The sequence below is a fragment of the Actinoallomurus oryzae genome, from assembly GCF_039541955.1.
Classification (GTDB): Bacteria; Actinomycetota; Actinomycetes; order Streptosporangiales; family Streptosporangiaceae; genus Actinoallomurus; species Actinoallomurus oryzae.
Genome location: NZ_BAABHF010000035.1, coordinates 1 through 26,345, shown reverse-complemented (window position 1 = coordinate 26,345; position 26,345 = coordinate 1). Strand labels below are relative to the sequence as shown.

The 26,345-nt window shown below is 72.9% G+C and carries 23 protein-coding genes; 15 read left to right on the top strand and 8 right to left on the bottom strand.

The genetic code is table 11. From position 1 onward, the window contains the following. Positions 1–84: 84 nt before the first annotated feature. The gene (locus ABEA10_RS28670; protein WP_345469128.1) at positions 85–987 is read right to left on the bottom strand and encodes an ABC transporter ATP-binding protein; all 903 of its coding nucleotides are present in this window, start codon (positions 985–987) and stop codon (positions 85–87) included. A gap of 167 nt (positions 988–1,154) precedes the next feature. On the opposite strand from ABEA10_RS28670, the gene ABEA10_RS28665 reads away from it, so the two are divergent. The 5 genes from ABEA10_RS28665 (at position 1,155) to ABEA10_RS28645 (ending at position 5,769) form a co-directional block, all read left to right on the top strand. Further along, positions 1,155–3,248, top strand: coding sequence for a DNA gyrase/topoisomerase IV subunit B (locus ABEA10_RS28665; protein WP_345469127.1), 2,094 nt, complete (start codon positions 1,155–1,157; stop codon positions 3,246–3,248). Positions 3,249–3,322: 74 nt separating this feature from the next. Next, complete coding sequence (locus ABEA10_RS28660) at positions 3,323–3,454, top strand: hypothetical protein (RefSeq protein WP_345469126.1); 132 nt, start codon at positions 3,323–3,325, stop codon at positions 3,452–3,454. A 10-nt stretch (positions 3,455–3,464) separates the two neighbouring features. Further along, the gene (locus tag ABEA10_RS28655) at positions 3,465–3,941 is read left to right on the top strand and encodes a hypothetical protein (protein ID WP_329240695.1); all 477 of its coding nucleotides are present in this window, start codon (positions 3,465–3,467) and stop codon (positions 3,939–3,941) included. Between the two features lie 101 nt (positions 3,942–4,042). Further along, positions 4,043–5,116 carry a sensor histidine kinase gene (locus ABEA10_RS28650; RefSeq protein WP_345469125.1) on the top strand — a complete coding sequence of 358 codons (1,074 nt, stop codon included), beginning with the start codon at positions 4,043–4,045 and terminating at the stop codon, positions 5,114–5,116. Next, on the top strand, positions 5,113–5,769 hold the full coding sequence (locus tag ABEA10_RS28645) for a response regulator transcription factor (protein ID WP_345469124.1): 657 nt from the start codon (positions 5,113–5,115) through the stop codon (positions 5,767–5,769). The genes ABEA10_RS28650 and ABEA10_RS28645 overlap by 4 nt, the downstream gene beginning before the upstream one ends. A 28-nt stretch (positions 5,770–5,797) precedes the next feature. Here ABEA10_RS28645 and ABEA10_RS28640 read toward each other — a convergent pair whose 3' ends face one another. Beyond that, positions 5,798–6,139, bottom strand: coding sequence for a DUF5713 family protein (locus tag ABEA10_RS28640; RefSeq protein WP_329240685.1), 342 nt, complete (start codon positions 6,137–6,139; stop codon positions 5,798–5,800). A gap of 239 nt (positions 6,140–6,378) precedes the next feature. Between ABEA10_RS28640 and ABEA10_RS28635 the strand changes: the two genes are divergently transcribed. Further along, positions 6,379–6,735: a hypothetical protein gene (locus tag ABEA10_RS28635; RefSeq protein WP_345469122.1), complete on the top strand. Its 357-nt coding sequence runs from the start codon at positions 6,379–6,381 to the stop codon at positions 6,733–6,735. Positions 6,736–7,049: 314 nt separating this feature from the next. Here ABEA10_RS28635 and ABEA10_RS28630 read toward each other — a convergent pair whose 3' ends face one another. After that, positions 7,050–9,548 carry a DNA gyrase/topoisomerase IV subunit A gene (locus ABEA10_RS28630; RefSeq protein ID WP_345469121.1) on the bottom strand — a complete coding sequence of 833 codons (2,499 nt, stop codon included), beginning with the start codon at positions 9,546–9,548 and terminating at the stop codon, positions 7,050–7,052. A gap of 111 nt (positions 9,549–9,659) precedes the next feature. Between ABEA10_RS28630 and ABEA10_RS28625 the strand changes: the two genes are divergently transcribed. Then, positions 9,660–10,799: a lactate 2-monooxygenase gene (locus ABEA10_RS28625; RefSeq protein WP_345469120.1), complete on the top strand. Its 1,140-nt coding sequence runs from the start codon at positions 9,660–9,662 to the stop codon at positions 10,797–10,799. Positions 10,800–10,825: 26 nt separating this feature from the next. Here the strand turns inward: ABEA10_RS28625 and ABEA10_RS28620 are convergent, their stop codons facing one another. Continuing rightward, positions 10,826–12,247 (bottom strand): MFS transporter, encoded by a 1,422-nt coding sequence (locus ABEA10_RS28620; RefSeq protein WP_345469118.1) that lies wholly within the window; start codon positions 12,245–12,247, stop codon positions 10,826–10,828. A 207-nt stretch (positions 12,248–12,454) separates the two neighbouring features. On the opposite strand from ABEA10_RS28620, the gene ABEA10_RS28615 reads away from it, so the two are divergent. The 3 genes from ABEA10_RS28615 (at position 12,455) to ABEA10_RS28605 (ending at position 16,208) form a co-directional block, all read left to right on the top strand. Beyond that, a complete protein-coding gene (locus ABEA10_RS28615) occupies positions 12,455–12,784 on the top strand; it encodes an ArsR/SmtB family transcription factor (protein WP_345469116.1) in 330 nt (109 codons plus the stop codon). Between the two features lie 57 nt (positions 12,785–12,841). Next, on the top strand, positions 12,842–14,929 hold the full coding sequence (locus tag ABEA10_RS28610) for a RecQ family ATP-dependent DNA helicase (protein ID WP_345469114.1): 2,088 nt from the start codon (positions 12,842–12,844) through the stop codon (positions 14,927–14,929). Between the two features lie 208 nt (positions 14,930–15,137). Further along, on the top strand, positions 15,138–16,208 hold the full coding sequence (locus ABEA10_RS28605) for a GvpL/GvpF family gas vesicle protein (RefSeq protein WP_345469113.1): 1,071 nt from the start codon (positions 15,138–15,140) through the stop codon (positions 16,206–16,208). Between the two features lie 44 nt (positions 16,209–16,252). On the opposite strand, the gene ABEA10_RS28600 is transcribed toward ABEA10_RS28605, so the two are convergent. Then, positions 16,253–17,146 carry a carbohydrate kinase family protein gene (locus ABEA10_RS28600; RefSeq protein ID WP_329240665.1) on the bottom strand — a complete coding sequence of 298 codons (894 nt, stop codon included), beginning with the start codon at positions 17,144–17,146 and terminating at the stop codon, positions 16,253–16,255. Positions 17,147–17,286: 140 nt separating this feature from the next. Between ABEA10_RS28600 and ABEA10_RS28595 the strand changes: the two genes are divergently transcribed. The 4 genes from ABEA10_RS28595 (at position 17,287) to ABEA10_RS28580 (ending at position 22,508) form a co-directional block, all read left to right on the top strand. Further along, positions 17,287–19,677: a bifunctional acetate--CoA ligase family protein/GNAT family N-acetyltransferase gene (locus ABEA10_RS28595; RefSeq protein WP_345469111.1), complete on the top strand. Its 2,391-nt coding sequence runs from the start codon at positions 17,287–17,289 to the stop codon at positions 19,675–19,677. 262 nt (positions 19,678–19,939) lie between these two features. Further along, positions 19,940–20,530 carry a DUF5998 family protein gene (locus ABEA10_RS28590; protein WP_285580151.1) on the top strand — a complete coding sequence of 197 codons (591 nt, stop codon included), beginning with the start codon at positions 19,940–19,942 and terminating at the stop codon, positions 20,528–20,530. Then, positions 20,527–21,639, top strand: coding sequence for an alkaline phosphatase family protein (locus ABEA10_RS28585; RefSeq protein WP_345469110.1), 1,113 nt, complete (start codon positions 20,527–20,529; stop codon positions 21,637–21,639). The genes ABEA10_RS28590 and ABEA10_RS28585 overlap by 4 nt, the downstream gene beginning before the upstream one ends. Before the next feature lie 50 nt (positions 21,640–21,689). After that, entirely contained in the window at positions 21,690–22,508 is an 819-nt protein-coding gene (locus tag ABEA10_RS28580) for a sulfurtransferase (RefSeq protein ID WP_425550976.1), read from the top strand. 160 nt (positions 22,509–22,668) lie between these two features. Here ABEA10_RS28580 and ABEA10_RS28575 read toward each other — a convergent pair whose 3' ends face one another. Then, complete coding sequence (locus ABEA10_RS28575) at positions 22,669–23,253, bottom strand: TetR/AcrR family transcriptional regulator (protein WP_345469107.1); 585 nt, start codon at positions 23,251–23,253, stop codon at positions 22,669–22,671. A gap of 124 nt (positions 23,254–23,377) precedes the next feature. Here ABEA10_RS28575 and ABEA10_RS28570 point away from each other — a divergent pair, with 124 nt between their 5' ends. Beyond that, the gene (locus ABEA10_RS28570; RefSeq protein WP_345469106.1) at positions 23,378–24,313 is read left to right on the top strand and encodes an SDR family oxidoreductase; all 936 of its coding nucleotides are present in this window, start codon (positions 23,378–23,380) and stop codon (positions 24,311–24,313) included. 54 nt (positions 24,314–24,367) lie between these two features. Here ABEA10_RS28570 and ABEA10_RS28565 read toward each other — a convergent pair whose 3' ends face one another. Next, positions 24,368–24,739: a DUF2203 domain-containing protein gene (locus ABEA10_RS28565; protein WP_345469105.1), complete on the bottom strand. Its 372-nt coding sequence runs from the start codon at positions 24,737–24,739 to the stop codon at positions 24,368–24,370. A 95-nt stretch (positions 24,740–24,834) separates the two neighbouring features. Then, positions 24,835–26,345 (bottom strand): CHAT domain-containing protein (locus ABEA10_RS28560; protein ID WP_345469103.1); only part of this gene is annotated, 1,511 nt, incomplete at its 5' end.

Below are 26,345 nucleotides of genomic sequence, written 5' to 3'. Positions count from 1 at the left end.
GATGACGTACGGCCGGTTCGTCCGCTCACGAGACCTCCTTCGTCGGAGGGGGTGACCACTGGCGCGTGCCTTTGATTCGCTCGCTCATGCGCGGTACTCCCGTCCGGTCAGGCCGAGGAAGACGTCCTCGAGCGTGGACCCCTTGATCTGGACCCCGTCCAGGGCGCCGCGCTCGGCGAGCGCGCGGACCACGTTGGGGGCGTCCTGGGTGGAGATGGTCAGCAAGATCTGGTCGTCGGTCACCTCGTCGGCGCCCGGGAGCGCGCGTGCCTCGTCGACGCTCAGCGTCCCGCTGGACACGCTGACGCGCGCGGCGGCGTCCAGGTCGCGTACGAGCGCCGCCGGCGCGCCGCTGCGCAGGATCCGGCCGCGGTCCATGATCGCGACGCGGTCGCAGAGGATCTCGGCCTCGTCCATGTAGTGGGTGGTGAGGACGATCGTCCGGCCATCGGTGTTGATCGCGCGCAGGACGTCCCACAGGTTGCGGCGGGCCTGGGGGTCGAGCGCCGCGGTGGGCTCGTCCAGGAACACCAGCTCCGGCTCGTGCACGAGCGCGCAGGCGATCGACAGGCGCTGTGCCTGTCCGCCGGACAGCTTCTCCACCTGGGTGTCGGCCTTGTCGCCCAGGCCGACGGTCTCGAGCATGGCGTCCGCCTTGCGGCCGGGCACGCCGTACAGGGAGCCGAACGTCCGCAGCTGTTCCCGTGCGGTGAGCCGCTCGAAGAAGGCCGACGCCTGCAGTTGCACGCCGATCCGCGGCAGCAGCGCGGGGTTGCGCGGCCAGGGAGAGTGCCCGAGCACCGAGATCTCCCCGCCGTCGGCCTGCCGCAGGCCTTCGATGATCTCCAGTGTCGTGGTCTTGCCGGCCCCGTTCGGGCCCAGGATGCCGAAGAACTCCCCGGCCTCCACGGTCAGGGACACCCCGTCGACGGCATTCACGTCGCCATAGCGCTTGAGCAGGTCATTGGCGACAATCGTGTTGGACATGGGCAGGACATTAGAGGTGCGTATCCGGACATAGCCACCTACGAAAGGTGGAGGTTCGCGATCTGCAACCACCGGTGGAGGGCGGACGGAACGGCGCGCCGGTCGGCTACTGTCGGCGCTGACGGGTAGCCTGCTGCCGCACGTCCTACCCCCGAGGAGCAAAGCCGTTGACCGCCGCCACTATCGCCGCTGAGGACTCGCACGGTTACACCGCGCGGCACCTTTCGGTGCTCGAAGGACTGGAGGCCGTCCGCAAGCGGCCCGGAATGTACATCGGGTCGACCGACAGCCGCGGGCTGATGCACTGCCTCTGGGAGATCATCGACAATTCCGTCGACGAGGCTCTCGGCGGGCACTGCTCGCGCATCGAGGTCACGCTGCACGCCGACGGCTCGATGGAGGTCGGCGACGACGGGCGCGGCATCCCCGTCGACGTCGAGCCCAAGACCGGGCTGACCGGCGTCGAGCTGGTGATGACGCGGCTGCACGCCGGCGGCAAGTTCGGTGGCATCTCCTACACCGCCTCCGGCGGCCTGCACGGCGTGGGCGCCTCGGTGGTCAACGCCCTGTCCGTACGCCTCGACGTCGAGGTCGACCGCGACGGGCACACCCACGCGATGAGCTTCAAGCGCGGGCTGCCCGGTGACTTCGCCGGCGACGGTCCCGACTCCAAGTTCACCAAAAAGCCCGCCAAGCGGCAGGGGCTCCACCAGGTCAAGCGGGTCGCCAAGCGCATCACCGGCACGCGCGTCCGCTTCTGGCCCGACCGTCAGATCTTCCTCAAGGACGCGTCGATCAGCGGTGACGTCGTCGTCGACCGGATGCGCCAGACCGCCTTCCTCGTGCCGGGCCTCACCATCGCCGTACGGGACGAGCGCGGCGAGGAGGTCGCCGAGCACGAGTTCCGCTTCGACGGCGGCATCAGCGAGTTCTGCGACCACCTGGCCACCGACGAGCCGGTCTCCGACGTGCTGCGCCTGCAGGGCCGCGGCCACTTCACCGAGACCGTCCCCGTCCTCGACGACCAGGGCCACCTGACGCCGACCGACGTCGAGCGCGACATCGACGTCGACGTCGCGCTCCGCTGGGGCACCGGCTACGACACGATCACCAGGTCGTTCGTCAACGTGATCGCCACGCCCAAGGGCGGCACCCACGTCGCCGGCTTCGACCGCGCCCTGGTCAAGGTGCTGAACGACCAGCTCCGCGCCACCAAGCTGATGAAGAACGGCGACGACCCGGTCATCAAGGACGACATCCTCGAGGGCCTGACCGCCGTGGTGACCGTGCGCCTGCCCGAGCCGCAGTTCGAAGGCCAGACCAAGGAGGTCCTGGGCACCTCCGCGGCGACGCGCATCGTCTCCCAGGTCGTCGGCCGCGAGCTGAAGGACGCGTTCGACAACCCCAAGCGCGGCCAGAAGCAGCAGATGCGCGCCGTGCTGGAGAAGGTCGTCTCCGCGTCCAAGGCCCGCATCGCCGCCCGCCAGCAGCGAGAGAACCAGCGCCGCAAGAGCGCCTTGGAGAACTCCGCGCTCCCGGCCAAGCTGGTCGACTGCCGCACCGCCGACGACCGCAGCGAGCTGTTCATCGTCGAGGGTGACTCGGCGCTCGGCACCGCCAAGCTGGCGCGCAACTCCGAGTTCCAGGCGCTGCTGCCGATCCGCGGCAAGATCCTCAACGTGCAGAAGGCCTCCGTGGCCGACGTACTGAAGAACGTCGAGTGCGCCTCGATCATCCAGGTCGTCGGCGCCGGCTCGGGCCGCACCTTCGACCTCGACTCGGCGCGCTACGGCCGCATCATCCTGATGGCCGACGCCGACGTCGACGGCGCGCACATCCGCACCCTGCTGCTGACGCTGCTCTACCGCTACATGCGCCCGATGCTGGAGGCGGGCCGTGTCTTCGCCGCCGTGCCGCCGCTGCACCGCATCGAGCTGACCAACCCCAAAAAGGGCCAGGACAAGCACGTCTACACCTACTCCGACGCCGAGCTCCGCAAGAAGCTCGTGGAGTTCGAGCGCCGCTCCGTCCGGTGGAAGGAACCCATCCAGCGCTACAAGGGCCTCGGCGAGATGGACGCCGACCAGCTGGCCGAGACCACGATGGACCCGCGCCACCGCATGCTCCGCCGCATCCGCATCGAGGACGCCGAGGAGGCCGCGGCCATCTTCAACCTGCTGATGGGCTCGGACGTGGCGCCGAGACGCGAGTTCATCTCGGGTGGCGCGTCAGAGCTGGACGAGGCCCGCATCGACATCTGACGCAGGCGAGCACCTCCCGCAGGAGCCCGGCCCGGTCTCCGGTGGCGGTGTCACGCCTCTCCGGCGGGCGCGGCGTGAGCACGACCCTGCGCGCCCGCCGGGTCTCGGCGAACGGCGTGCGGGTCTCGGCGAACGGCGTCCACCCGAGGGTGGAGGCGGGCAAGCTCCATCCGCGCGCCGATCCGTGCGGGCCCGGCGATTCCTAGTGTCGAGACCATGCATGAGGCTCTCAACGGACTGATCGTCCTCGCCGTCGTCGTACTCGTCATCGTGCGCCGGTTCACCCGGCGGCGGGTCGACGAACGGCGGTTGCTGGTGATTCCGCTCGTCATCGGCGCCATCGGCATCGGGCAGGGCAACGTGATCGACGCGCATCACGCCGGGCTCAGCACCGGCCTGCTCGCCGTCGAGATCGTCGCGGCTCTGCTGCTCGGACTCGGTCTCGGGGCGACCATGCGCGTGTGGCGAGAGGCGGACGGTTCGCTGTGGAGCCGGGGGACCTGGGCGACGTTCGGGGTGTTCGTGGCGTCCATCGCCGTACGCGGTGGCCTGTACGGCCTCGGGTACGCGGCGGGGGTCCGGCCCGGGAGCGGAACGGTGCTCATCTCGGTCGCGGCGTGGCTGCTCGCCCAGAACGCCGTCATCGGCCGGCGGTCCCGCGGACTCCCGGGCAGGGTTAGCGTGCAACCGTGATGGCAGAGCTTCGGAGTCGGCTCGGTGCCCAGTTGCGGCCTCAGTGCCGGCCGGGCGCCTCGTCGGGCTCGGCGGAGGGGCCCTGGCGAGAAGGGCTCCTGATGCGGGTCCTCATCCTCACCGCCGCGATCGCCTGGTTCGCGTACGCCATGCTGCGCGACCACGACCGGTCGGGCCCGCACGCCGGGCTGCACGGTGCGGACCTGGCGCTCACCGGGGGAGTCCTCTGCGGGGTGATCTGCTTCGCCGTCGCGGTGGTCATGAGGCGCCGCGCCCCGGCGTACGCCTGGATCCTCTATATGGCCGGCGCCGCCACCGGGGCCGCGCTGTACGCCGCGGCGCCCGAACGCCCCGGCAGCGCCCTGATCTTCGCCTGTGTGGGGTTCGCCGGCTCGACCGGCTCGCTGTGGCGTTCGGTCTCGGTGGCCGCCGTGGGATCGGTCGGGATGACGGTCGGCATCCTCGCCCAGGGGCGTCCGGCGGGGGAGCTGTGGACGATCGTCGGGATGCTCGGGATGTTCACCGGCATCCGGGCGAACCACACGCGCGAGGCGGCGCGGCTGACCGAGCAGCAGAACCTCATCCTCGCCGAGCGCTCCCGCATCGCCCGGGAGATCCACGACATCCTCGCGCACTCGCTGTCCGCCCAGCTCGTCCATCTGGAGGGGGCGCGGCTGCTCATGGTCGGCGGCCGCACGGAGGAGGCGCTCGTCCGGGTCGAACGCGCCCGCGGCCTGGCCCGCAGCGGCCTGGAGGAGACGCGGCGCGCGCTCGCCACCCTGCGCGGCGACATCCCGCCGATGGACGTGGTGCTGCGCGAGCTCACCGACGAGCACCGGCTTCTCGCCGACGCCGTCTGCGAGCTGAAGGTCGAGGGCGAACCCCGGGACCTGGACGCGAGGGCGGGCCTCGCCGTGATCCGTACGGCGCAGGAGGCGCTGACGAACGTCCGCAAGCACGCGCCGGGGGCGGCGGTCACGGTCGCGCTGCGCTACACCGACGGGTGGTGCGAACTGGAGGTCACCGACGAGGGCGGGGAGCCCGGCCCGCTCGCGGGGAGCGGCGGGGGATACGGTCTGGTCGGAATGCGTGAGCGCGCCGAGCTGATCGGCGGCACACTGGAGGCGGGTCCGGTGGAAGAGGGGTTCAGGGTGCTGCTGCGGGTGCCGCTGTGACGCGGGTACTGGTGGTCGACGACCAGACCGTCGTACGCGACGGGCTGGTGCTGCTGCTCGGCCTGCTGCCGGGCCTGGAGGTCGTCGGCTCCGCCGGAAACGGCGAGGAGGCCGTGCGCCTGGTCGCCGAACACCGCCCCGACGTGGTCCTGATGGACCTCCGCATGCCGCGCGTGGACGGCGTCGAGGCCACCCGGCGCATCAAGAGGGACTACCCGGCGGTGCAGATCGTCGTCCTGACCACCTACAGCGACGACGAGTCGGTGTTCGCCGCGCTGCAGGCGGGCGCCCGGGGCTACCTGACCAAGGACGCGGGAGCGGAGGAGATCGCGCGAGCGATCGACGCGGTGCGCGGCGGCGACGCCCAGCTCGACCCGTCGGTCCAGCGCCGCCTGGTCGACGCCCTCGCCTCCGGCGGCCAGCCGTCGCGCCGCCGCCGGGGAGACCTTCCGGACGGCCTGACCCAGCGCGAGGCCGAGGTGCTGACACTGATCGCGGCGGGCCGCTCGAACGCCGAGATCGCCCGCGACCTGTTCATCAGCGAGGCCACGGTCAAGACCCACATCAACAACCTCTTCGCCAAGGCCGGCCTACGCGACCGTGCCCAGGCCGTGACGTACGCGTACCGCAAGGGCCTCGCCGACCTGGACTGACCCCCTCACCCCGTACGGCCCGCGACCGTCACCACTCCCGGGCGGCGATCAGCATCTCGGCGTCCGCCTCCGGAAAGCCGTACGCCGATGCCACGAACCAGAACTCTTCTCCGATCAGCTCGCGGGCGACGGTCTCGAGCTCGCTGTCCGCGGCCTCGAAGTCGGCCTCCAGCGCGTTGAACTCCTCCGTGGCGGCGTTCGTGAGCGCGTACAGCGCCGCGAGATCCGCCGGGCGTTCGGCCTCGATCCGCTCGCACAGCCTCAGCAGGATCGCCTTGCCCTTGTCGACGACGTGATCGGGAAAGTAGTCGTCGTCGTACATCCCTTCCAGAAAGGAATGGCCGGCTATCCGCTGGTTGGTGGGGGACACCCTGATCTCCTAGTGGTCGTGTTCCGTGCCGATCCGTCGATGGTGCACCACGCCACTGACAATGCGTCGGCGTGCCGCCCGGGCGGCGGACGTATGGGCCCGTGAGCCGCGAATACGTACGGGCCTGGGCAAGAGCGCGTAGATCCTTGCGGCGCAGGGCGACGGGAGAGGACAAGAAGTGATCAGTCGACTACTGTGCGTTATGCCTCTATGTGAATGCTTTCTCAAGGAGAACCGGCGTGCGAAAGACCTTCATGATCGCTGAATGCCTCCGCCGTTACGCCTGGTGGCGTCTCAACCGTTCCGACGACCACGACGAGGGCCGCAACGCGCGGAGCGCGGTCGCGCTGCTCAACGCCGCCGCGTACGCCGCCGAGCTTCCCGAAGACGCGCCGGTCATCGACCGTCTCTGCGCCGCCGGCACCTTCGCCGACAAGGAGTTCCGCCTCCCGCTGCCCGCCGAGCGCATCGTCCGCTTCTGGCACTACGAAGAACCGAGCGGCACCCCGGACGACCTCCTCGAAGCGATCGCGGCCATGGCCGAGCCTCCGAAGATCCCCGCCCAGCGCGACGGCGAGCAGCCCCTGCACCGCTGAGCCACCACCCGCTCAGGCACCACGGCCCACGCCGAGACGCCGGCGGGCACGGAGCCGTCCGGTCGTGCGCCCAGACCCGCCGGCGAACCTCATCGCTCCGCACGACAGGCATGACTCGGCGTACGGCGGCGGGGAGCCGTCTTGGCGTGCCCGGTGCGGGCGGGAGGGCTTGCGGCCCGCACCGGGCGAGAGGGCTTGCGGCCCGCACCGGGCGGGAAGGCTTGCGGCCCGCACCGGGCGGGAAGGCTTCCCGCCCGTACCGCGCGGGTCAGAGCCCGCGCGGACAGGGACTGCGTCCCCGTCCGCGCGGGCTCTTACTCGGTCTCCTCCGCCGGCTCCGTCGCCTGGGCGGGCGCGTCGCCGGACGTGCCGACCGGGCCGCCGATCGCGGTGATCGGGGACGGGAGCTTCACGCCCGAGCCGTCGCGGCGGCCCAGTTCGGTCGGGAGGTCCAGCGGTTTGCCCGTCATGCCCGAGGCCTTGGCCGGGGTCGGGCCGGCCCAGGCGAGGATCAGGACGTCTTCCCCCTTGAGGAAACGGTGGGCGCGGACGCCGCCGGTGGCGCGGCCCTTGGCGGGGTACTCGGCGTAGTCGGCGACCTTGATGGCGCCCGTCTGGGTGCCGGGCAGGGCGGTGGAGCTGCCCGCGATCGTGACCACGCGGGACTCCAGGTCGCCGTCGAGGGCGCCGAACCAGATGACCCGGGCGCCCGAGCTCAGCCGGATGCCCGCCATGCCGCCCGCCCCACGGCCCTGCGGGCGGACGCTGGACGCGGAGAAGCGCAGCAGCTGCGCGTCACTGGTGATGAACACCAGCTCGTGGTCCTCGGATTCGAGTTGCAGCGCGCGGACGACCCGGTCGCCGTCCTTGAGGCCGATCACCTCGAACTCGTCGGCGTTCTTCGGGTAGTCGGGGGCGACTCGCTTCACCACGCCCTGCTCGGTGCCGAGCGTCAGCCCGGGCGAGTCGAGCGATGCCAGGCCGACCACGGTCTCGTCCTTCTCCAGCGTGACGAACTCGCTCATCGGCGCGCCGCCCGCCAGCGACGGCGGGGCGGCCGACGAGGGCAGCGCGGGCAGGTCGAGGACGTCCACCCGGATCATCCGGCCCGCGCTCGTCACGGCGCCGACCTGGCCGCGCGCGGTCGCGCTCACGATCGACACGACCACGTCGTGGGGTGCGCGCGCCCCCTCGCCGGGCAGCGGCTCCATCGACGTCGTACGGGCCAGCAGGCCGGTCGAGGACAGCAACACCCGGCACGGGTCGTCGGCCACCTCCAGCGGCACCGCGGCCGTCTTGGTCTGGCCCGAGGACTCCAGCAGGACGGTGCGGCGCGGCGTGCCGTACGTCTTGGCGATCTCGGCCAGCTCGCCGGAGACCAGCGCCCGCAGCTTGGCCTCCGACTCCAGGATCTCGGTCAGCTCGGCGATCTCGCGGGTGAGGCGTTCCTTCTCGTTCTCCAGCTCGAGCCGGTCGTACTTGGTCAGGCGGCGCAGCGGCGTGTCGAGGATGTACTGCGCCTGGATCTCCGACAGCTCGAACGCGGACATCAGGCGCGTCTTCGCCTCGGCCGAGTCCTCGCTCTCGCGGATGACCCGGATGACCTCGTCGATGTTGAGCAGCGCGATGACGAGACCGTCGACGAGGTGCAGGCGGTCCTCGCGCTTCTTGCGGCGGAACAGGCTGCGGCGGCGTACGACGTCGATGCGGTGGTCGACGTACACCTGGAGCAGGTCGCGCAGGCCCAGCGTGCGCGGCTGCCCGTCGACGAGGGCGACGTTGTTGATGCCGAACGTCTCCTCCATCGGCGTCAGCCGGTAGAGCTCCTCCAGCACCGCCTCGGGGTGGAAGCCGTTCTTGATCTCGATGACCAGGCGGAGGCCCTGCTGCCGGTCGGTGAGGTCCTTCAGGTCGGAGATGCCCGAGATCTTCTTGGCGTTGACGAGGTCCTTGATCTTGGAGACCACGCGCTCGGGGCCCACGGCGTAAGGGAGCTCGGTGACGACGATGCCCTTGCGGCGCGGCGTGACGTTCTCGATGTGGGCGGTGGCGCGGGTGCGGAAGATCCCGCGGCCGGTCTCGTACGCGTCACGAATGCCGTCCAGGCCCACGATCTTGCCGCCGGTCGGCAGGTCGGGGCCGGGCACGAACCGCATCAGGTCATCGAGCGACGCCTCGGGGTTGTCGATCAGGTGTCGCGCGGCGGCGATCACCTCGCCGAGGTTGTGCGGCGCCATGTTGGTCGCCATGCCGACCGCGATGCCGGAGCTGCCGTTGACCAGGAGGTTCGGGAACGCCGAGGGCAGCACCTCCGGCTCCTGCTCCTGGCCGTCGTAGTTGGGGCGGAAGTCGACGGTCTCCTCGTCGATGCTCGCCACCATGAGGGCGGCCTCGCGGGACATGCGGGCCTCGGTGTACCGCATCGCGGCGGGCGAGTCGTCGCCGCCGAGCGAGCCGAAGTTGCCGTGCCCGTCGACGAGCCGCATGCGCATCGACCAGGGCTGCGCCAGGCGCACGAGCGCGTCGTAGATCGCCGAGTCGCCGTGGGGGTGGAGCTTGCCCATCACCTCGCCGACGACCCGGGCGCACTTGACGTGGCCACGGTCGGGCCGCAGGCCCATCTCGTTCATCGAGTAGAGGATGCGGCGCTGCACGGGCTTGAGCCCGTCGCGCGCGTCGGGGAGCGCCCGCTGGTAGATGACCGAGTAGGCGTACTCGAGGTAACTGCCCCGCATCTCCTCTGAGACATCGACGTCGACGATGTTCTCTTCGAAGTCCGGCGGGGGAGGGGTCTGCGTGCCGCGTCGTGCCATAACTGTCATTGTGACGGGTCGGCCCGACAGGTTGCGCCGTGAACGTCGGCGTGCCGCGGACCCATGGTGGAAGATGGCGGACGGATTCGTCTATGAGCTGGGGAGTGCCGCATGTACGCCGACTTCCAGAATGAGATCTATCTGAACGGCCTCACCGACATCATCCCCTCCCTGCCGACCGACCTGACCCGGCTCGAACCCCTGGCCAGGGAGAAGCTCTCCCGCGAGGCGTACGACTATGTCGCGGGGGCGGCCGGAACGGGCGACACGGCACGGGAGAACCGCGAGGCGTTCCGGCGCCGCCGGCTGGTGCCGCGGATGCTGGCCGGCCACCCGACCTGCGACCTCACGACCCGGGTGCTCGGCGAGACGCTGCCCGCTCCGGTGCTCCTCGGCCCCGTCGGCGTGCTGCGCCAGCTGCACCCCGACGGCGAGCTGGCGGTCGCGCGGGCGGCCGGGGCGATGGGCGTCACCATGGTGCTGAGCACGGCCGCCTCGCACACGCTGGAGGAGGTCGCGGAGGCGGCCGGGCCCCGGTGGTACCAGCTGTACTGGCCGAACGACCGGGATCTGGCGATCAGCTTCCTCGAGAGGGCGAAGGCGGCCGGCTACACGGCGCTCGTCGTCACGCTGGACACCTTCATGCTCGCCTGGCGGCCCCATGACCTCGACAACGCCTACCTGCCGTTCCTGCGCGGCCTGGGCAACCAGAACTACTTCGCCGACCCGGTCTTCTCCGCCAGAGCGGGCGACGATCCGATCCTGCACTGGGTCTCGCTGTTCGGTAACCCGTCGCTGACCTGGGACGATCTCGCGTTCCTGCGGGAGCACTGGGACGGCCCGATCGCGCTCAAGGGCATCCAGGACACCGAAGACGCCCGCCGCGCGGTCGACGCGGGCATGGACGGCATCGTCGTGTCCAACCACGGCGGACGCCAGGTCGACGGCGCGATCGCCGCCCTGGACGCGCTGCCGCCCATCACCCACGCCGTCGGCGACCAGATCGACGTGCTGTTCGACAGTGGCATCCGCTCGGGCGCGGACGTGGTCAAGGCCCTCGCGCTGGGCGCCCGGGCGGTGCTGGTGGCCCGCCCGTACGCGTACGGGCTGGCGCTGGCGGGCGAGGCGGGCGTACGGCACGTGCTGCGGTGCCTGCTCGCCGAGACCGAGCTGACGCTGCGGCTGTCCGGCCACGGCGACGTGACCTCACCATCCCTGGAGATCCTGCAGAACGTTCCTCAGGCGGAGTAGGCGCACCGGCCGCCTGAGGACCGGGCTCAGGCGGCCTCCAGGGAGGGTTCCGGCTCCACCGCCGGTGCCGGGCGTGCCGCCGGGCGGGGGAGGAGCAGGATCAGGGCGGTCGCGGTCAGCACCAGGGCCAGGGCCAGGAACGCGACCGCCTCCGCCGCCGCGGCGAAGTCCTCCCGCGAGGGGTGGTCCCCCAGGCCGCCGAAGAACACCGCGCCCAGCACCGCGACCCCCGCCGCGCTCGCGAACTGCTGTGTCGTCGTCAGTACGCCCGCCGCCGCACCGCCGTGCCGCGGGTCGATGCCGGCCAGCACCGCCCCGATGAGCGTGGGCAGCATCAGCCCGTTGCCCAGGCCGACCAGAGCCATCGGCGCGAGCAGCCACGCCGGGGTGATCGCTCCGCCCAGCGCCTGGAGTTCGACGATCAACACCAGGATGCCCAGCGCGGTGATCGAGCCGCCCACGGTCATCACCCGCAGGCCGTACCTGGCGGCCAGGGAACGGCCCAGGAGCGAGGTCACCGAGAACAGCACGCCCATCGGCATGAACGTCAGGCCGGCCTCCAGCGGCGACAGGCCCAGCCCGCCCTGCAGCAGCAGCGTGAGCACGAACATGAAGCTCGCGAAGAAGGACATGAAGGCCACGTTCACCGGCAGGCCGGCCGCGAAGGCGCGGTTGCGGAAGAGCGTCAGGTCGAGCAGCGGCTCACCGCCCCGGCGGGTGAGCCGCAGCTCCCAGGCCAGAGTGGCGGCCAGGAGCGGCATGGACACCGCCATGGACAGCCAGGTCCAGGCCGGCCAGCCCTCCTCGCGGCCGAGGATGAGCGGCACGAGCAGGAGGGCGAGCCCGGCCGAGACGCCGAGCGCACCGAGCGGATCGAGCCGGGGCCGCCGCGAGGCCCGGTGGTGCGGCAGCAGCCGCAGCGCGAACGCCAGCGCGACCACGCCCACCGGCACGTTGACCAGGAAGATGACCCGCCAGCCCAGGCCCAGGACGTTCGCTTCGAGGAGGAGGCCGCCGAGCACCTGCCCGGCGATCGAGCCGACCCCGGTCGTCACGCCGAACCACGACATCGCCCGCGCCCGCTCGCCCGCCGGGAACGTCGCGGTGATCAAAGCGAGCACCTGCGGCACCATGGCCGCCCCGGTGAGCCCCTGGAGCAGCCGCGCGGCGACGAGCTCGCCCGGCGACCGGGCCAGGCCGCACAGCAGCGAGGCGACGGTGAAGGCCGCCATGCCGGTCAGGAACAGCCGCCGGTAGCCGAACAGATCGCCCAGCCGTCCGCCGGTCACCATGCCGCCGGCGTACGTGAAGGCGTAGCCGCCGACGACGAGTTCCAGCGCGGCCTGGCCGGCGTTCAGATCCTGTTCGAGGGACGGGGCGGCGACGTTGACGACGAAGAAGTCGAACATCGCCATGAACGTCGCCGACAGGATGACCGGCAGCATCATCCAACGGCGTGGATCAGGAGTGGAGAGGGATGAAGACACGTCGCTCCCGAAGTTCGATGATCGTCGAAGTGTTTGAAGACTGTCGAACAGTACGACGAGAGTCGAACTCCTGGCAAATCTGATTTATGCTTGACAGGTGAGTGAGCGGAACGAACGAACGGGCAAGCGCAGCAGCGTTTCGCTCGCGGCGCCGACGAAGGAGGCCCCGTGAGCGAAGAGGTGATCCACCCTCCGGCGGAGGAGCTGAGCATGCCCAAGGTGCTGGCGGCGCTGGCCGATCCCGCGCGCCTGGCGACCGTGCGCACGCTGGCCCGCGTCGGCGAGTCCTCCTGCGGGCAGATCCAGCACGACGCCGGGCTCGAGGTCAGCAAGTCCACGATGTCCCACCACCTGCGCATCCTGCGCGAGGCGGGCATCACGCACTCCCGGGTCCAGGGCGCCCGGCGCCTCCTCACGCTCCGCCGCGACGACCTCGACGCCCGGTTCCCGGGCCTGCTCGACGCCGTCATCCAGCCCGAGCTCGCCGCGAGCCGCTGAGCCGCGATCTCCCGAGCGGCGTCACAACCGACGGTGGGTGCTGATACCAAGGAACCCATGGTCGACGACATCGGGTTGAGGGAGCGCGCCGAGGCGCGCCTGCGCGAGCTCGCCGGGGAGCACGCCCGGCTCCGTGAGGACCAGTGGACCGCGATCCGCGCCCTGGTCGTCGAGCGGCGGCGCGCCCTCGTCGTCCAGCGCACCGGGTGGGGCAAGTCCGCGGTCTACTTCATCGCCACCGCCCTGCTGCGGGAGCGCGGTGCCGGCCCGACGGTGATCGTCAGCCCGCTGCTCGCCCTCATGCGCAACCAGATCGCCGCCGCCGAGCGGGCCGGCATCCACGCCGCCACGATCAACTCCTCCAACACCGACGACTGGGAGCGGGTCTTCGCCGACGTCCAGGACGGCGCCGTCGACCTGCTGCTCGTCAGCCCCGAGCGCCTCAACAACCCCGACTTCCGCGACCAGGTCCTGCCCAAGCTCGCGGCCGGCGCGGGCCTGGTGGTCGTCGACGAGGCGCACTGCATCTCCGACTGGGGCCACGACTTCCGGCCCGACTACCGCCGGCTCCGCACGCTCTTCGCCGACCTGCCGCCCGGCATCCCCGTGCTGGCCACCACCGCGACCGCCAACGCGCGGGTGACCCGCGACGTCGCCGACCAGCTCAGCGCCGGAGACGAGACGCTCGTCCTGCGCGGGCCGCTCGACCGGGAGAGCCTGCGCCTGTCCGTCGTACGCCTGCCGGGCGCCGAGCACCGGCTGGCCTGGCTCGCGGAGCGGCTCGCCGAGCTGCCCGGATCCGGCATCGTCTACACGCTCACCGTCGCGGCGGCGCAGGAGATCGCCGCGTTCCTGCGTGACCGCGGATACGCCGTCGTCGCCTACACCGGCCAGACCGAGCAGGCCGAGCGCCTCCAGGCCGAGCAGGACCTCCTCGACAACAAGGTCAAGGCACTCGTCGCGACCAGCGCCCTGGGCATGGGCTTCGACAAGCCCGACCTCGGCTTCATCGTGCACGTGGGCGCGCCGCAGTCGCCGGTCGCCTACTACCAGCAGATCGGCCGCGCCGGCCGCGGCGTCGAGCGGGCCGAGGTGATCCTCCTGCCGGGCGCCGAAGATCGCGAGATCTGGGCGTACTTCGCCGGCCTGGCCTTCCCCTCCGAGCAGGTCGTACGCCTGGCGCTGCGCGTGCTGGAGGAGGAGGGCACACTGTCCACGGCCGCCCTGGAGACCCGCGTCGACCTGGGGCGCAGCCGCCTGGAGATGATGCTCAAGGTCCTCGACGTCGACGGCGCCGTACGCCGGGTGCGCGGCGGCTGGACCGCGACCGGCGAGCCGTGGGCCTACGACCGCGAGCGCTACGAGCGCGTCGCGGCCGAGCGCTCCCGCGAGCAGCGCGCCATGCTCGACTACGAGGCGACCGGCGACTGCCGCATGGAGTTCCTCCGCCGCGAACTGGACGATCCCGAGGCCGCCCCGTGCGGGCGCTGCGACAACTGCACCGGCCACCACCGTTCCGCCGAGGTCTCCGACGCCGGCGCCGCGTCCGCCCGCGACCGGCTGAGCCGCCCGGGCGTCGAGGTGACACCGCGCCGTATGTGGCCGACGGGAATGAAGGCCGAGGGCATCGCGGGCCGGATCCCGCCGGGCCTGCAGGCCGAGCCCGGCCGCGCGCTGGGACGGCTCACCGACCTCGGCTGGGGCAACCGGCTGCGCGGCGTCCTGGCCGAGGGCGCGCCCGACGCCCCGGTGACCGACGAGATCTTCGCCGCGATCGTCTCGGTGCTGTCCGCGTGGGACTGGGAGCAACGCCCGGCCGCGGTGGTCGCCATGGCGTCCGCGACCCGCCCCCGCATGATCGCCGACCTGGCGCGGCGCGTCGCCACGATCGGCCGGCTGCCCTATCTCGGCGAGATCGCCTACACCGCCGGCGGCCCGGGGCCTCGCCGGCACAACAGCGCCCAGCGGGTCCGCACGCTCTGGAACGCCATGGCCGTCCCGGAGGGTCTCGGCGACCTCACCGGCCCGGTGCTGCTGGTGGACGACCAGGTCGACACCGGCTGGACGGTGACCGTCGCGGCGAAGCTGCTGCGGGAGGCCGGCGCCCCGGCGGTCCTGCCGCTCGCACTCGCGGTGACGTCCTGACCCTGACACGACCGGCACGCCGAGCCTGGGCGCGGTCGCGACGGGAGGTGGGCGGCGGTGGCCGGTAGGGGTTGGACGGCGGTGGCCCGGCGCGATTCGCGAATCCGAAACAATCCTTTTCGCCGCTATCTTCCCAGGTAAAGTGGGTTTTGCGGTTTGTGGCCAGCGGTGTCCGGTTTCGTCGGGCACTGGTCGTCGGGGGAAGGGTATGAACACCAACGGAGCGGCCCGCGGGGCCTGGCTGTTCGGGCTGACTCGGAAGACGCGGCCCGCCGTCGCGGCGTCGGGTCCGGCGTCGGCGACCGTACCGGTGTTCGGTGCCTTCTGTGTCCCGGCCACCCGTGTTCCCGTGCACACCGGTCCGCCCGTGCCCGGCATCGCCGGACCGGCCGGCGTTCCGTCCGCCCGTACGGAGGACGGCCAGCCCTCCGACGGCGGGTACGACGAGACCGGCGTCCCGCACTTCGCCGCCCCGGAGGGAGGGCGCGTCGTGGCCATACCGCGGGACGCCGAGGCGGAGGATCCGGAGACGCGGGTCTGCTACGTGTACGGCATCGTGCCGGCGTCCACGCGTGTCCCCGAAGGCCTGCTCGGCGCCGGCGGTTGCCGGGTCCGCCTGGTCCGGCACGGCGACCTCGCCGGTGTGATCAGCGAGATCCCGCCCACCGGGGCGCTGGGCACCCGCGAGGACCTCCTCGCGCACGAGAACGTCGTCGCGTCGCTGGCGGGGCACACCACCATGCTGCCGCTGCGGTTCAGCGCCGTGGTGACCACGGCCGCGGGCGTGGTGGAGGAGATGCTCGAGCCGTACTACGACTGGTTCACCGGCGTCCTCGCCGACCTGGAGGGCCGGGCGGAGTTCAGCGTGTCGGCCACCTACGTCCAGGACACGGTGCTGCGCGAGGTCCTCGCCGAGGAGCCGGAGCTCATGCGGCTGAGGGAGAGCCTGCGCGGGCTCCCGGAGGCCGCCGCGTACTACGACCGCGTCCATCTCGGCGAGCTGATCATCCACGCTCTCGACGCCAAGCGCGAGGTCGACACCGAAGAACTCGTGCAGACGCTGTCGTCTCACGCCGTCTCCGTCGCCCCGCGCCCCCCGGTCGACGAGGACACCGCCGCGGACGCGGCCTTCCTCGTCTCCGCGGACGACCAGGCGAGCTTCCGCAAGGCCGTGGACGAACTCGGCTACCGCTGGGCGGGCCGGATCAAACTCCGCGTCCTGGGTCCGCTGGCACCGTACGACTTCGTGCCCTCACCGCCGGACGGTCCTCGCGACTGAGCCTTACCGGCCGCCGGGTCCGTGCGGGAACGCCGGATCGGGAGTCAGAGGATCGGGCGGGCGCCCAGGTGGCCGATCGCGCGGGCGGCGAGGTGGCACCCCGCGGCCAGGGCCTCGGCCGGGGGCTTGCCGTCGAGCCACGCCGGCAGGAAGCCCGCCGTGAACGCGTCGCCGCCGCCGGTGCCGTCGATGACCTCCTCGACCGGCTCCGCCGGGACGCGCACGGGCTCGGCGCGGCCGTTGGTGTACCAGAGCGCGCCGTCCTCGGCGAGCTTCACCACGACCTGGGAGTACCACGCGGTCAGGACCTTGGCGGCCTGTTCGGGGTTGTCCCGGCCGGTCAGGGCCTCGGCCTGGGCGGCGTTGACGATCAGCAGCCGGGCGCCCTGGGACCAGTCGAGGAACGGCTCGGCGCCGGCCCGCTTGAGCAGGGAGTTGGCGCCGCCGTCGACGGTGATCGACATCTGGGCGCTCTGCGCGAGCTTCATGGCGTGCAGCGCCGCCTGCCGGGACCCCTCGTTGAGCAGGGAGTATCCGGACACGTGCAGGTGCGCGCCGGGGGCGAACAGATCCTGCGGGATGTCCTCGGGCAGGAGCGCGGCGTTGGCCCCCGGGTCCGACAGCATGGTGCGGTCGCCCTTGTGGGTGACCATGACCACACAGGTGCCGGTGGCGCGTTCGGGGTCCATGACGAGCCGGGCGTCGACGCCGTAGCCCATGAGTTCCATGTCACGGTTGCGGCCCGTGATGTCGGCGCCGCGGCGCCCGACGAAGGCGGCCTCGACGCCCTCGACGGCGAGCCAGGACGCGACGTTGGCGCCGGAACCGCCGCCGTGCATCGTCACCTTGGCGGGCGTGTCGCCGCCTTTCGCCAGCGGGTATGCTGCCCGCGCGACGGCATCGGTCATAAGATCACCGACCACGACCACGCGCGTCATGACGTCACCACCCTGTTCTGCGGTCGCCGCCCTTGTGGGCGAGCGGGAGCTGCGACCCGGAGCAAAAACCTAACAGCTCCGGGTACCCGGATGGGTATCGAACGAGACGCGATTTCAGCATCTCGCATTACTCTCGACCTGTGCCGTATCCCGACCAATGGGAGGCCGACGTCGTCCTCGCCGATGGGGGAACAGCGCATCTTCGCCCCATCCGGGCGGATGACGCCGGACTGCTACGCGAGTTCTATGCCAGGCTCTCTCCGGAGTCTATCTACTACCGGTTCTTCTCCCCGCGCCCGCGGCTGACCGACCGGGAGGTCGAGCACTTCACCACGGTCGACTACGACGACCGGGTGGCGCTCATCGCGACCATCGGGGGCGCGATGGTGGCCGTCGTCCGCTACGACCGCCTGCGCTCCGGAGCGGACACCGCCGAGGTGGCGTTCCTCGTCGAGGACGCCCACCAGGGCCGCGGGGTGGCCAGCGTGCTCCTGGAGCACATCGCCGCCGCGGCGCGCGAACGCGGCATCACCCGCTTCATCGCCGACGTCCTGCCCGAGAACCGCCGCATGAGCAAGGTCTTCCGCGATGCGGGCTACAAGGCCGAGCAGCGGTACGAGGAAGGCGTCCTGACCCTCACCCTCGACCTGGAGCCCACCGAGACCTCCCGGGAGGTCATGGCGGCCCGCGAGCACCGGGCCGAGTCCCGCTCGATCGGCCGGCTGCTGTCGCCGCGCTCGGTCGCGGTGATCGGCGCCAGCCGCGAGGAGCACAGCGTGGGCCAGAGCGTGCTGCGCAACCTGCTCGCGGGCGGTTTCGCCGGGCCCGTCTACCCCGTGCACCCCAGCGCCACCGCCGTCTCCAGCGTCCGGGCCTACAAGACCATCGGCGACGTGCCCGGTGAGGTGGACCTCGCCGTCGTGGCGGTGCCCGCCGAGGTGGTGGGCGACGTGGTCGCGCAGTGCGCGGCCAAGGACGTGCACGGCCTCGTCGTCCTGTCCTCCGGGTTCGGCGAGACCGGCCCGGAGGGCCGCGAGCGGCAGAACGAGCTCGTACGCCTGGCACGGGCGGGCGGCATGCGCGTGGTCGGGCCGAACTGCCTGGGCATCGCCAACAACGCCAACGGACTGAACGCCACCCTCGCGCCGACGCTGCCGCGCCACGGGCCCATCGGGTTCTTCTCCCAGTCCGGCGCCCTCGGCATCACGATCCTGAAGTGGGCCGCCGAGCGCGATCTCGGGCTGTCGACGTTCGTGTCCGCGGGCAACCGCGCCGACGTCTCGGGCAACGACCTGATGCAGTACTGGGAGGAGGATCCGGACACCGCGGTCGTCCTGCTCTACCTGGAGTCGATCGGCAACCCGCGCAAGTTCACGCGGCTGGCCCGCCGGATCAGCCTGCGGAAGCCGATCGTCGCGGTCAAGAGCGGACGGACGACCCAGGGCGTGCCGCTGGGCCACGCGGCTCAGGCCCTCAGCCTGCCCGACCACGCCGTCAGCGCCCTGTTCGCGCAGGCGGGGCTGGTGCGGGTGGACTCGCTCGGGGAGCTGTTCGACGTCGCGCAGCTCCTCGCGTACCAGCCCCTGCCGCGCGGCGACCGGGTCGCGATCGTCGGCAACTCCGACTCGATCGGGCTCCTCGTCCAGGACGCGGCCACCGTCGCGGGCCTGCGCCCGCGGCGGCCGGTCGACCTCGGGCCCGAGGCGGGGCCCGGCGACTTCACCGCCGCGCTGGAGGAGGCCTTCGCCGACGAGGGGATCGACGCCGTCGTCACCGTGTTCGCCCCGGCCGTCCACGGCACCAGGACCGCCGACGTCGCCGCCGCGATCGTCGCCGCCGCCGACGGCGCGGACACGCCCGTCATCGCGGCTTACCTGGGCGAACGCGGCCTGCTGCACGGGTCCGTCCCGTCGTACCCGGCGCCGGAGAGCGCGGTGCGCGCCCTGGCGTACGCCGTCCGGTACGCGGGCTGGCGCCGCCGGCCGCACGGGCGGATCCCGGACCTGCCGGGGGTGGACCGGGACCGGGCCCGCGCGCTCGTCGGCGAACTCGCCGGGCAGGAGACGCCCTCACCGGAGGAGACCGCCGCGCTGCTGGCCTGCTACGGCATCACGGTCCGGGAGGACGGGCACGGCATCGCGACGCGGATCAGCACGTCCGAGGACCCCTCGTTCGGCGCGATCGTGTCGTTCGGGCTGGACGACGTGACCGCCGAGCTCCTGGAGGACCGGGCGTACCGGCTGGCGCCGCTGACCGACGTCGAGGCGGCCGAGATGGTGCGCGCCGTGCGCACCGCCCCGCTGCTGCTGGGCCACCGGGGCGCCGAGCCGGTCGACACCGGAGCGCTGGAGGACCTGCTGCTCCGGGCGTCGCGCCTCGCCGACGACCTGCCCGAGGTCGCCCGGCTGGACCTCGAACCGGTGCTGGCCGGCCCGGGGGGCGCGGTCGTACGCGGCGCCCGCCTGCGCCTGGCCGGACCGCACGGGCGGCCCGCCGAGGACGCCCGCCGGCTCAGGAACCTGGGGCCCTAGAGGGGTGTCTCCTCGGGCTGCGGCGGCGGCACGGGCTCGGGGACCGGCGGGATCGGGCTCGGGGTCGGCTCGGGGACCGGCTGGGGCGGTCCGGGGGCCGGCGGCACAGGTCCCGGCGGCGGCTCCGGCGGCGGTGTCGGGGGTTCCGGCGGGGGCATCGGGGGCTCGGGCATCGGCGGAGTGGGGGAGGCCGCTGTACCAGTCATGCCGCTTCTGTACCCGCACGTGTGCGTGTGACGCCCGGGCAGTGCAGGATGGGGTCATGAGGGAAACCCGAGCGATGGCTCACGGGCTGCGCACGGCGATCGAGCGGAGCGGCTACTACCCCGCGCTCGTCGCGGACGCCGTCGAGTCGGTTCTGGGCACCGAGTCCGTGATCGCGTATGTCGTCCACCACGAGGCGACGTTCGATCCGGCGATGGAGGTACGCCGGCATGTCACCGTGCTCGTCCTGTCGCCCACCCGCCTGCTCGTCTGTCACACCGACGAGCATCCGCCCACCGAGGCGATGCCGCATCCGCACGCCTCGACCACGACGGAGGCGGTCCGCCTCGGCCGGGTCCAGTCCGTGGCGGTGACGCGCGTCGTGCCCGAACCCGCCTCCTACGTTCCCGGTGTCCCGCCGACCGAGGTGATGGTCACCATCGGCTGGGGAGTGATCTCTCACGTCGATCTGGAGCCCGCCTCCTGCGGTGACGAGTCCTGCGAGGCCGACCACGGCTACACCGGCACTCTGACCGCCGACGACCTTTCGCTGCGGGTCAGCGAGGCGGCCGACGGCGCCGACGCGGTCGAGCAGGCCCTGGCCTTCGCCCAGGCGCTCTCGGAGGTCATCGCGCAGCGCGAGCGATGAGCCTTCCCGTTCCCGCGTACGGCCGTCGATCTCTGGCCGACCTCACGCCGTCCGTGCTGGCCGCGCTGGGCGTCCCGGGGCACGTGAACGTCCTGGGCCTGCCCGCGCTGCCGCGCGCCTGCGTGCTGCTCGTCGACGGCATGGGGTGGGAGCTGCTGCGCGCCCACGCCGGCGCCGCGCCGTTCCTGTCCTCCCTCGCCGGGCACGAGCTGACCGCCGGCTTCCCGTCGACCACCGCGACCAGCCTGGGCTCCTTCGGCACCGGCCGGGCGCCGGGCGGCCACGGCCTGTTCGGCTACCAGGTGGCCATCCCGGGGGAGGGGCGCCTGCTCAACTGCCTGCGCTGGGACGACGGTGTCGACCCGCTCGCCTGGCAGCCGTCGGCGACCGTGTACGAACGGGCCGCCGCTGCGGGCGTCGCGGCGGCGCACGTCTCGACGCGGGCGTTCGCGCACAGCGGGCTGACCCGCGCGGTGTACCGCGGCGCCCGCTACGTGCCGGCGGACGCGCTCGGCCCGCTCGTCGCCGGCGCCGAGCACGCCGTACGCCAGGGGGAGCGGTCCTTCGTCACCGTCTACCACAGCGAGCTGGACGCCACCGGTCACCTCCACGGCTCGCGCTCGCCCGCCTGGCGGCACCATCTGTCCTTCGTCGACCTGCTCGTCCGCCGCCTCGCCGAGGTGATGCCACCGGACGCCGCCCTCTACGTCACCGCCGACCACGGCATGACCGACCCGGCCGCACGCGTCGACGTCGACGCCGAGCCCGCCCTGCGCGAGGGCGTGGCGCTGCTGGGCGGCGAGCCGCGGGCCCGGCACCTGTACACGCGGGAGGGCGCGGCCCCCGACGTGCTCGCCGTGTGGCGGGAGCGGTTCGCGGGGCAGGCGTGGGTGATGACACGGGACGAGGCGATAACGGTCGGCCTTTTCGGGCCGGTTTCGGCCACTATGGCGGACCGGGTCGGCGACGTGGTCGCCGTGCCGTACGCCGACCTGGCGATCGTCGCCACTCAGGCCGAGCCGCTGGAGTCCTCGCTGGTCGGCATGCACGGCTCTCTCGTGCCGGCCGAACAGCTCGTGCCTCTGCTCACTTTCACGGGGGAATCATGAACGAGGAGCCGACGCTCGCGGACGGTGCGGTCACCGGTCAGACTGGCGGTGTGCACCCTCTCATCGACGTTCCGTCACTTGTCCGGACCCGAGGAGGCGTGGCCCTCCTCGATGTCCGCTGGCGTCTCGGCGGTCCGCCCGGCATCGAGGCGTACCGGCGTGGTCACCTGCCCGGCGCGGTCTTCATCGACCTCGACCACGATCTCGCGGCGCCGCCCGGCGCCGGAGGCCGCCATCCGCTCCCCGACGCGTCGGCCTTCCAGGAGGCGATGCGGCGCGCCGGCGTACGCCAGGGCGACCTCGTCGTCGTCTACGACGACGCCGACGCCACCGCCGCGGCCCGCGCCTGGTGGACGCTGCGCTATTTCGGGCACGACCGGGTGCGCGTCCTCGACGGCGGCTACCACGCCTGGGTGGACGCCGGGCGGCCCGTCACGACCGAGGTGCCCACGGTGCGGGAGGGCGACTTCACCGCCGCGCCGGGACACCTGCCGCTCCTCGACGCGGACGGCGCGCTGGCCGTGGCCAAGGACGGCGTGCTGCTCGACGCCCGCGCGCCGGAGCGCTACCGCGGCGAGATCGAGCCGGTCGACCCGGTCGCGGGCCACATCCCGGGCGCGGTCAACGCGCCGACGCACGGCAACGTGGGAGTCGACGGCCGCTTCCTGCCGGCCGGCCTGCTCCGCGAACGCTTCGCCGGCCTCGGCGCGACCGACGCGGCCGAGGTGGGCGCGTACTGCGGCTCCGGCGTGACCGCCGCCCACGAGATCCTGGCCCTGACCATCGCCGGGGTGCCGGCCGCCCTGTACGCCGGCTCATGGTCCGACTGGATCACCGACCCCGCCCGCCCGGTCGAAACGAGCGACTAGGGCCCGTCTCTCACCATCCCCGTCCGCCGCGCGGTGGGACGGCGGCCATTCCGGCGGCTTCCGGGTGGTCGTGGGGCCGGTCCGGGGTTCGCCCTCCGGCCGGTCCCACCGTCCACCGGCTCGGCCGCCCGATGGGTCACCGCCGCGCGCGTCCGGCGGCTCAGCGGCGTTGGCCCGTGTCTTGGTGTTCGAGCGTGGTGAGGAAGCTCTCGGCCGCGTCCTGGACCCGGTCGCGGTCGCCGGTGGCGAGCAGGTCGAGCAGCAGCCCGCGGATGGTCGCGATCACCAGCGTGGCCGTGCGCGTCGCGGTCGCCGGGTCGGTGCCGGGCCCCTGCGCCTCGCGTAGGGCGTTCATCCAGTCGGCGACGACCCGATCGAGGAATCCCGCGAACTGCTCCGGTGCCTGCAGAGCGCGCCCGTAGACGGCGAAGAACAGCCTGAACTCCGCCCCCCGTCGCGGGTCGGAGGTCCGGGTCCAGACCGCGCGCGCCGCCGTCGCCAGGTCGGGCTTTTCGCCGATCGCGTCGTTCGTGGCCGCGAAGATGCGTTCCCGCAAGCGCCCGAGGATCGCCACGAGCATCTGCTCCTTGGTGCCGAAGCGATGCACCAGCGTCGTGGGCGAAACCCCGAGGGCGGCGGCGACCGGCCGCCACGACAGGTCGGAGAAGCCGTGCTCGACCGTGTAGTCGACCACCGCGTCGAGCAGTTCGGCCCGCCGCTGATGGTCGACCGGCCGCCCCGCCATCGCTGCCTCCAGGTGTTCATCTCAGCTTGACATTTCTAGTACGACCGTACAAAGAATAGTGGCTGACATCAAGGGGTGCGCGCCGCGGACCGCTCGGCGGGCACCCACGTCCTGGAGGTCTTCCATGAGAGTTCTCGTCACCGGAGCGTCGGGCTGGATCGGCCGCGGGCTCGTCCCCGAGCTCACCGCCGCCGGCCACAAGGTCACCGGACTGGCCCGCTCCGACGCCGCGGCCCAGACCCTGCGGGCCGCGGGCGCCGAGGTCCGCCCGGGCTCGCTCGACGACCTCGACACCCTGCGCGACGCCGCCGCCTCGTCCGACGGCGTCGTCCACCTCGCGTTCAAGCACGACATCGCCTTCGCCGGCGACTACGCCGGGGCCACCGCCGCCGACCGCGCGGCGATCGAGGCCTTCGGCGAGGCCCTCGCCGGCTCCGGCAAGCCGTTCGTCATCGCCTCGGGCATCCTCGGCGTGCTCGGGCTCCCGCCCGGCGTCGTCGCCACCGAACGCGACGGCCTGGCCGCCGGCACGGGCGACCGTGACATCCGGGTCAGCGGCGCGAACGGGCGGATCGCCAACGCCCACCACACTCTCGCGCTCGCCGACCGCGGAGTCCGCTCCTCGGTCGTGCGGATACCACCGGCCACTCACGGCGACGGCGACAACGGGTTCATCCCGACCGCGATCGGCTTCGCGCGCGAGAAGGGCGCCGCGGCCTACGTCGGCGACGGAACCAACCGCTGGCCGGCGGTCCACCGCGACGACGCCGCGCGCCTGTTCCGCCTGGCGCTCGAGTCCGCGCCGGCCGGCTCGGTGCTGCACGCGGTCGGCGACGAGGGCGTCCCGATCCGCGAGGTCGCCGAGATCTTCGCCGCGCGTCTCGGCATCCCCGCCGTCTCCGTCACCCCCGAACAGGCCGGAGAGTACGTCGGCTGGCTCAGTCGCTTCTGGGGATTCGACGGCCCCGCCTCGGCGCGGATCACCCGTGATCTGCTCGGGTGGCAGCCGACCCGCCCGGGGCTGATCGCCGATCTCAAGGAGGACCACTACTTCGCCTGAGCACCCCCGGAAGCCCGCCTCGCCGACGGGCGCCGGCGACAGGTCGTAGGCCGGTCAGGCGCCCGGCAGACGGCGGCGGCCGGCGAAGCCGAGTTCGGTCCGGTGGTACCAGGTCAGCTCCCGCTCGCCCTCCAGGAGGCACAGGCGCACCGACCGGCCCGCGTGGTACGCGGGGAAGTCGATGAGCACGGGGGCCAGGCTCTTCACCTCGATGCCCTGGATGGTGAACCATCCCACGGCCTCGTCGATGCGCGCCTCGTACCCCTTCTGCTCCGGCTTGCCGCCGAGACGCGAGGCCTGACCCGACCGCAGCGCGTACGACAGCTCGGCGAGGTCGGCGCGTGCCGCCACGATCGCGTCGACCCGCGCGCGCACCTCGGGAAGCAGCGCGCGCGCCTCACTGAGGGTGAAGATCCGCTCGGTCACGCCCGTACGCTACCGGGCGGTCCCGCCGCCATGCCTCACCAGCCCGTATCTCACCGGCCCGTGTTCCCGCGGCTCGCGTCGTACCGGCCCGCGGCTCACCGGCCCGCGCCGAAGCAGACGAACCCGAGGGCGGCCCGCGGCCGGGGTGCGCCGGCGAGGGCCTCCGCCGGGGGCGTGCCCGCCGCCAGGCGCGTGTGCAGGCCGACCATGAGTTCCCGGGCGGCGGCGTCGCCGACCGGGGTGACGCCGGCGATCACGGTGGCGGCGCCGTAAGCCAGGGCGCAGCCGACCATGCCGATGACCGCCTCGCCCGCGCGGACGTCGGCCCGCCCCGCGTCGCACGCGGACAGGATCATCAGCCGTGGCGGCCGGCGCAGGTGGTCGAGGTCGTAGGCGACCAGCGGGCCGTCCGCGAGGCGGAGGCCGGAGAACAAGGCGTTGCCGGCCCGGAACTCACCGTGCACGGCGAGATGGGCGATCGCGGCCCCGTCCAGGGCCGTACGGACCGCGCCCGCCGTCGCGGCGGCGCCCTCCAGCACCACCGCGCCGGGGTACCGCTCGCGCACCGCGGCCACCTCGCGGGCGGCATGCCCGAGGTCCGGCCCGGCGACGAGCGTCACGTGCCCGGACGACGCGGGCGCCCCCAGCGCCCGCAGCCAGCCCGCGGCCGACGGCGTGACGGTCACCGCCCGTCCCGCCAGCGACGGCAGCGCCGCCCACGGCAGGCCGTGCAGCGCCCCGGTGGGAGCCAGCACCAGCGGCCGGTCGCCGAGCCGTAGCGGGCCGAGCAGCCGCGCGTCCAGCCGCCCCGCCGCTGCCGCCAGGCCGCGCTCCGCCGCCTCACCGTCCGCCTCCCGCGCGAGGCGCGACACCGCGAAGCGCAGCAGCCGTACGTCGTGCTCGGCACCGGCGTACGGGCCGAGCGCCACGCGGCGGCAGCGGCCGTCCGCCACGGTCACCGCGAGCAGGTCGTCGCCGTCGCGGATCAGTTCGGCGAACACCCGGTCGCCGAGGGTCTCCCGCAGCGCGGGCACGAGCCACTTCCAGCCGCGGACCGCCGGCCGGGTGGAGGTCAGCCGCCGGGTACGGGCGCGGACGGCGTCCTCCAGCCGCGCCTGCGCGGAGAGCAGCGCGGGCCGGTGCGGCACCTCGGCGCTGACCCGGCGCAGCTCGGCCAGGAGCCCGGCCAGCCGCCGGTCGCGCGGCGGACGTACGGCGGGCGGCCGGTCGGCGATGGCCCGGCCGCGTTCGGCGGCGAGCAGCAGCTCCCGCGGCCCACGAGCGAGTCGTACGCCGAGCGCGGCCAGCTCGGCGGACCAGCCGGCGGCGCGTCCGCGCAGTTCGGCCGCGCCGAGGGCGGCGGCGTGCTCGTCCACCGCCCGCAGGCCCGCGCGGACCGCGGCGGTCGCGCCGCGCCGGTCGCCGTCGGCGATCCGCAGCAGCGCCGTGGCGTGCCGGACGGCGACTCTCGTGCTCACCGTGCCGCCCTCGCGGGCCTGGGCGAGAAGGCGCCGCGCGTGCTCCCGGCGGCCCCGCGCGAGCGCGACCAGGGCGGCCAGGGCACGTGTCTCGGCCGCCGCGGACGCCCAGCCGGCGCGCTCCAGAC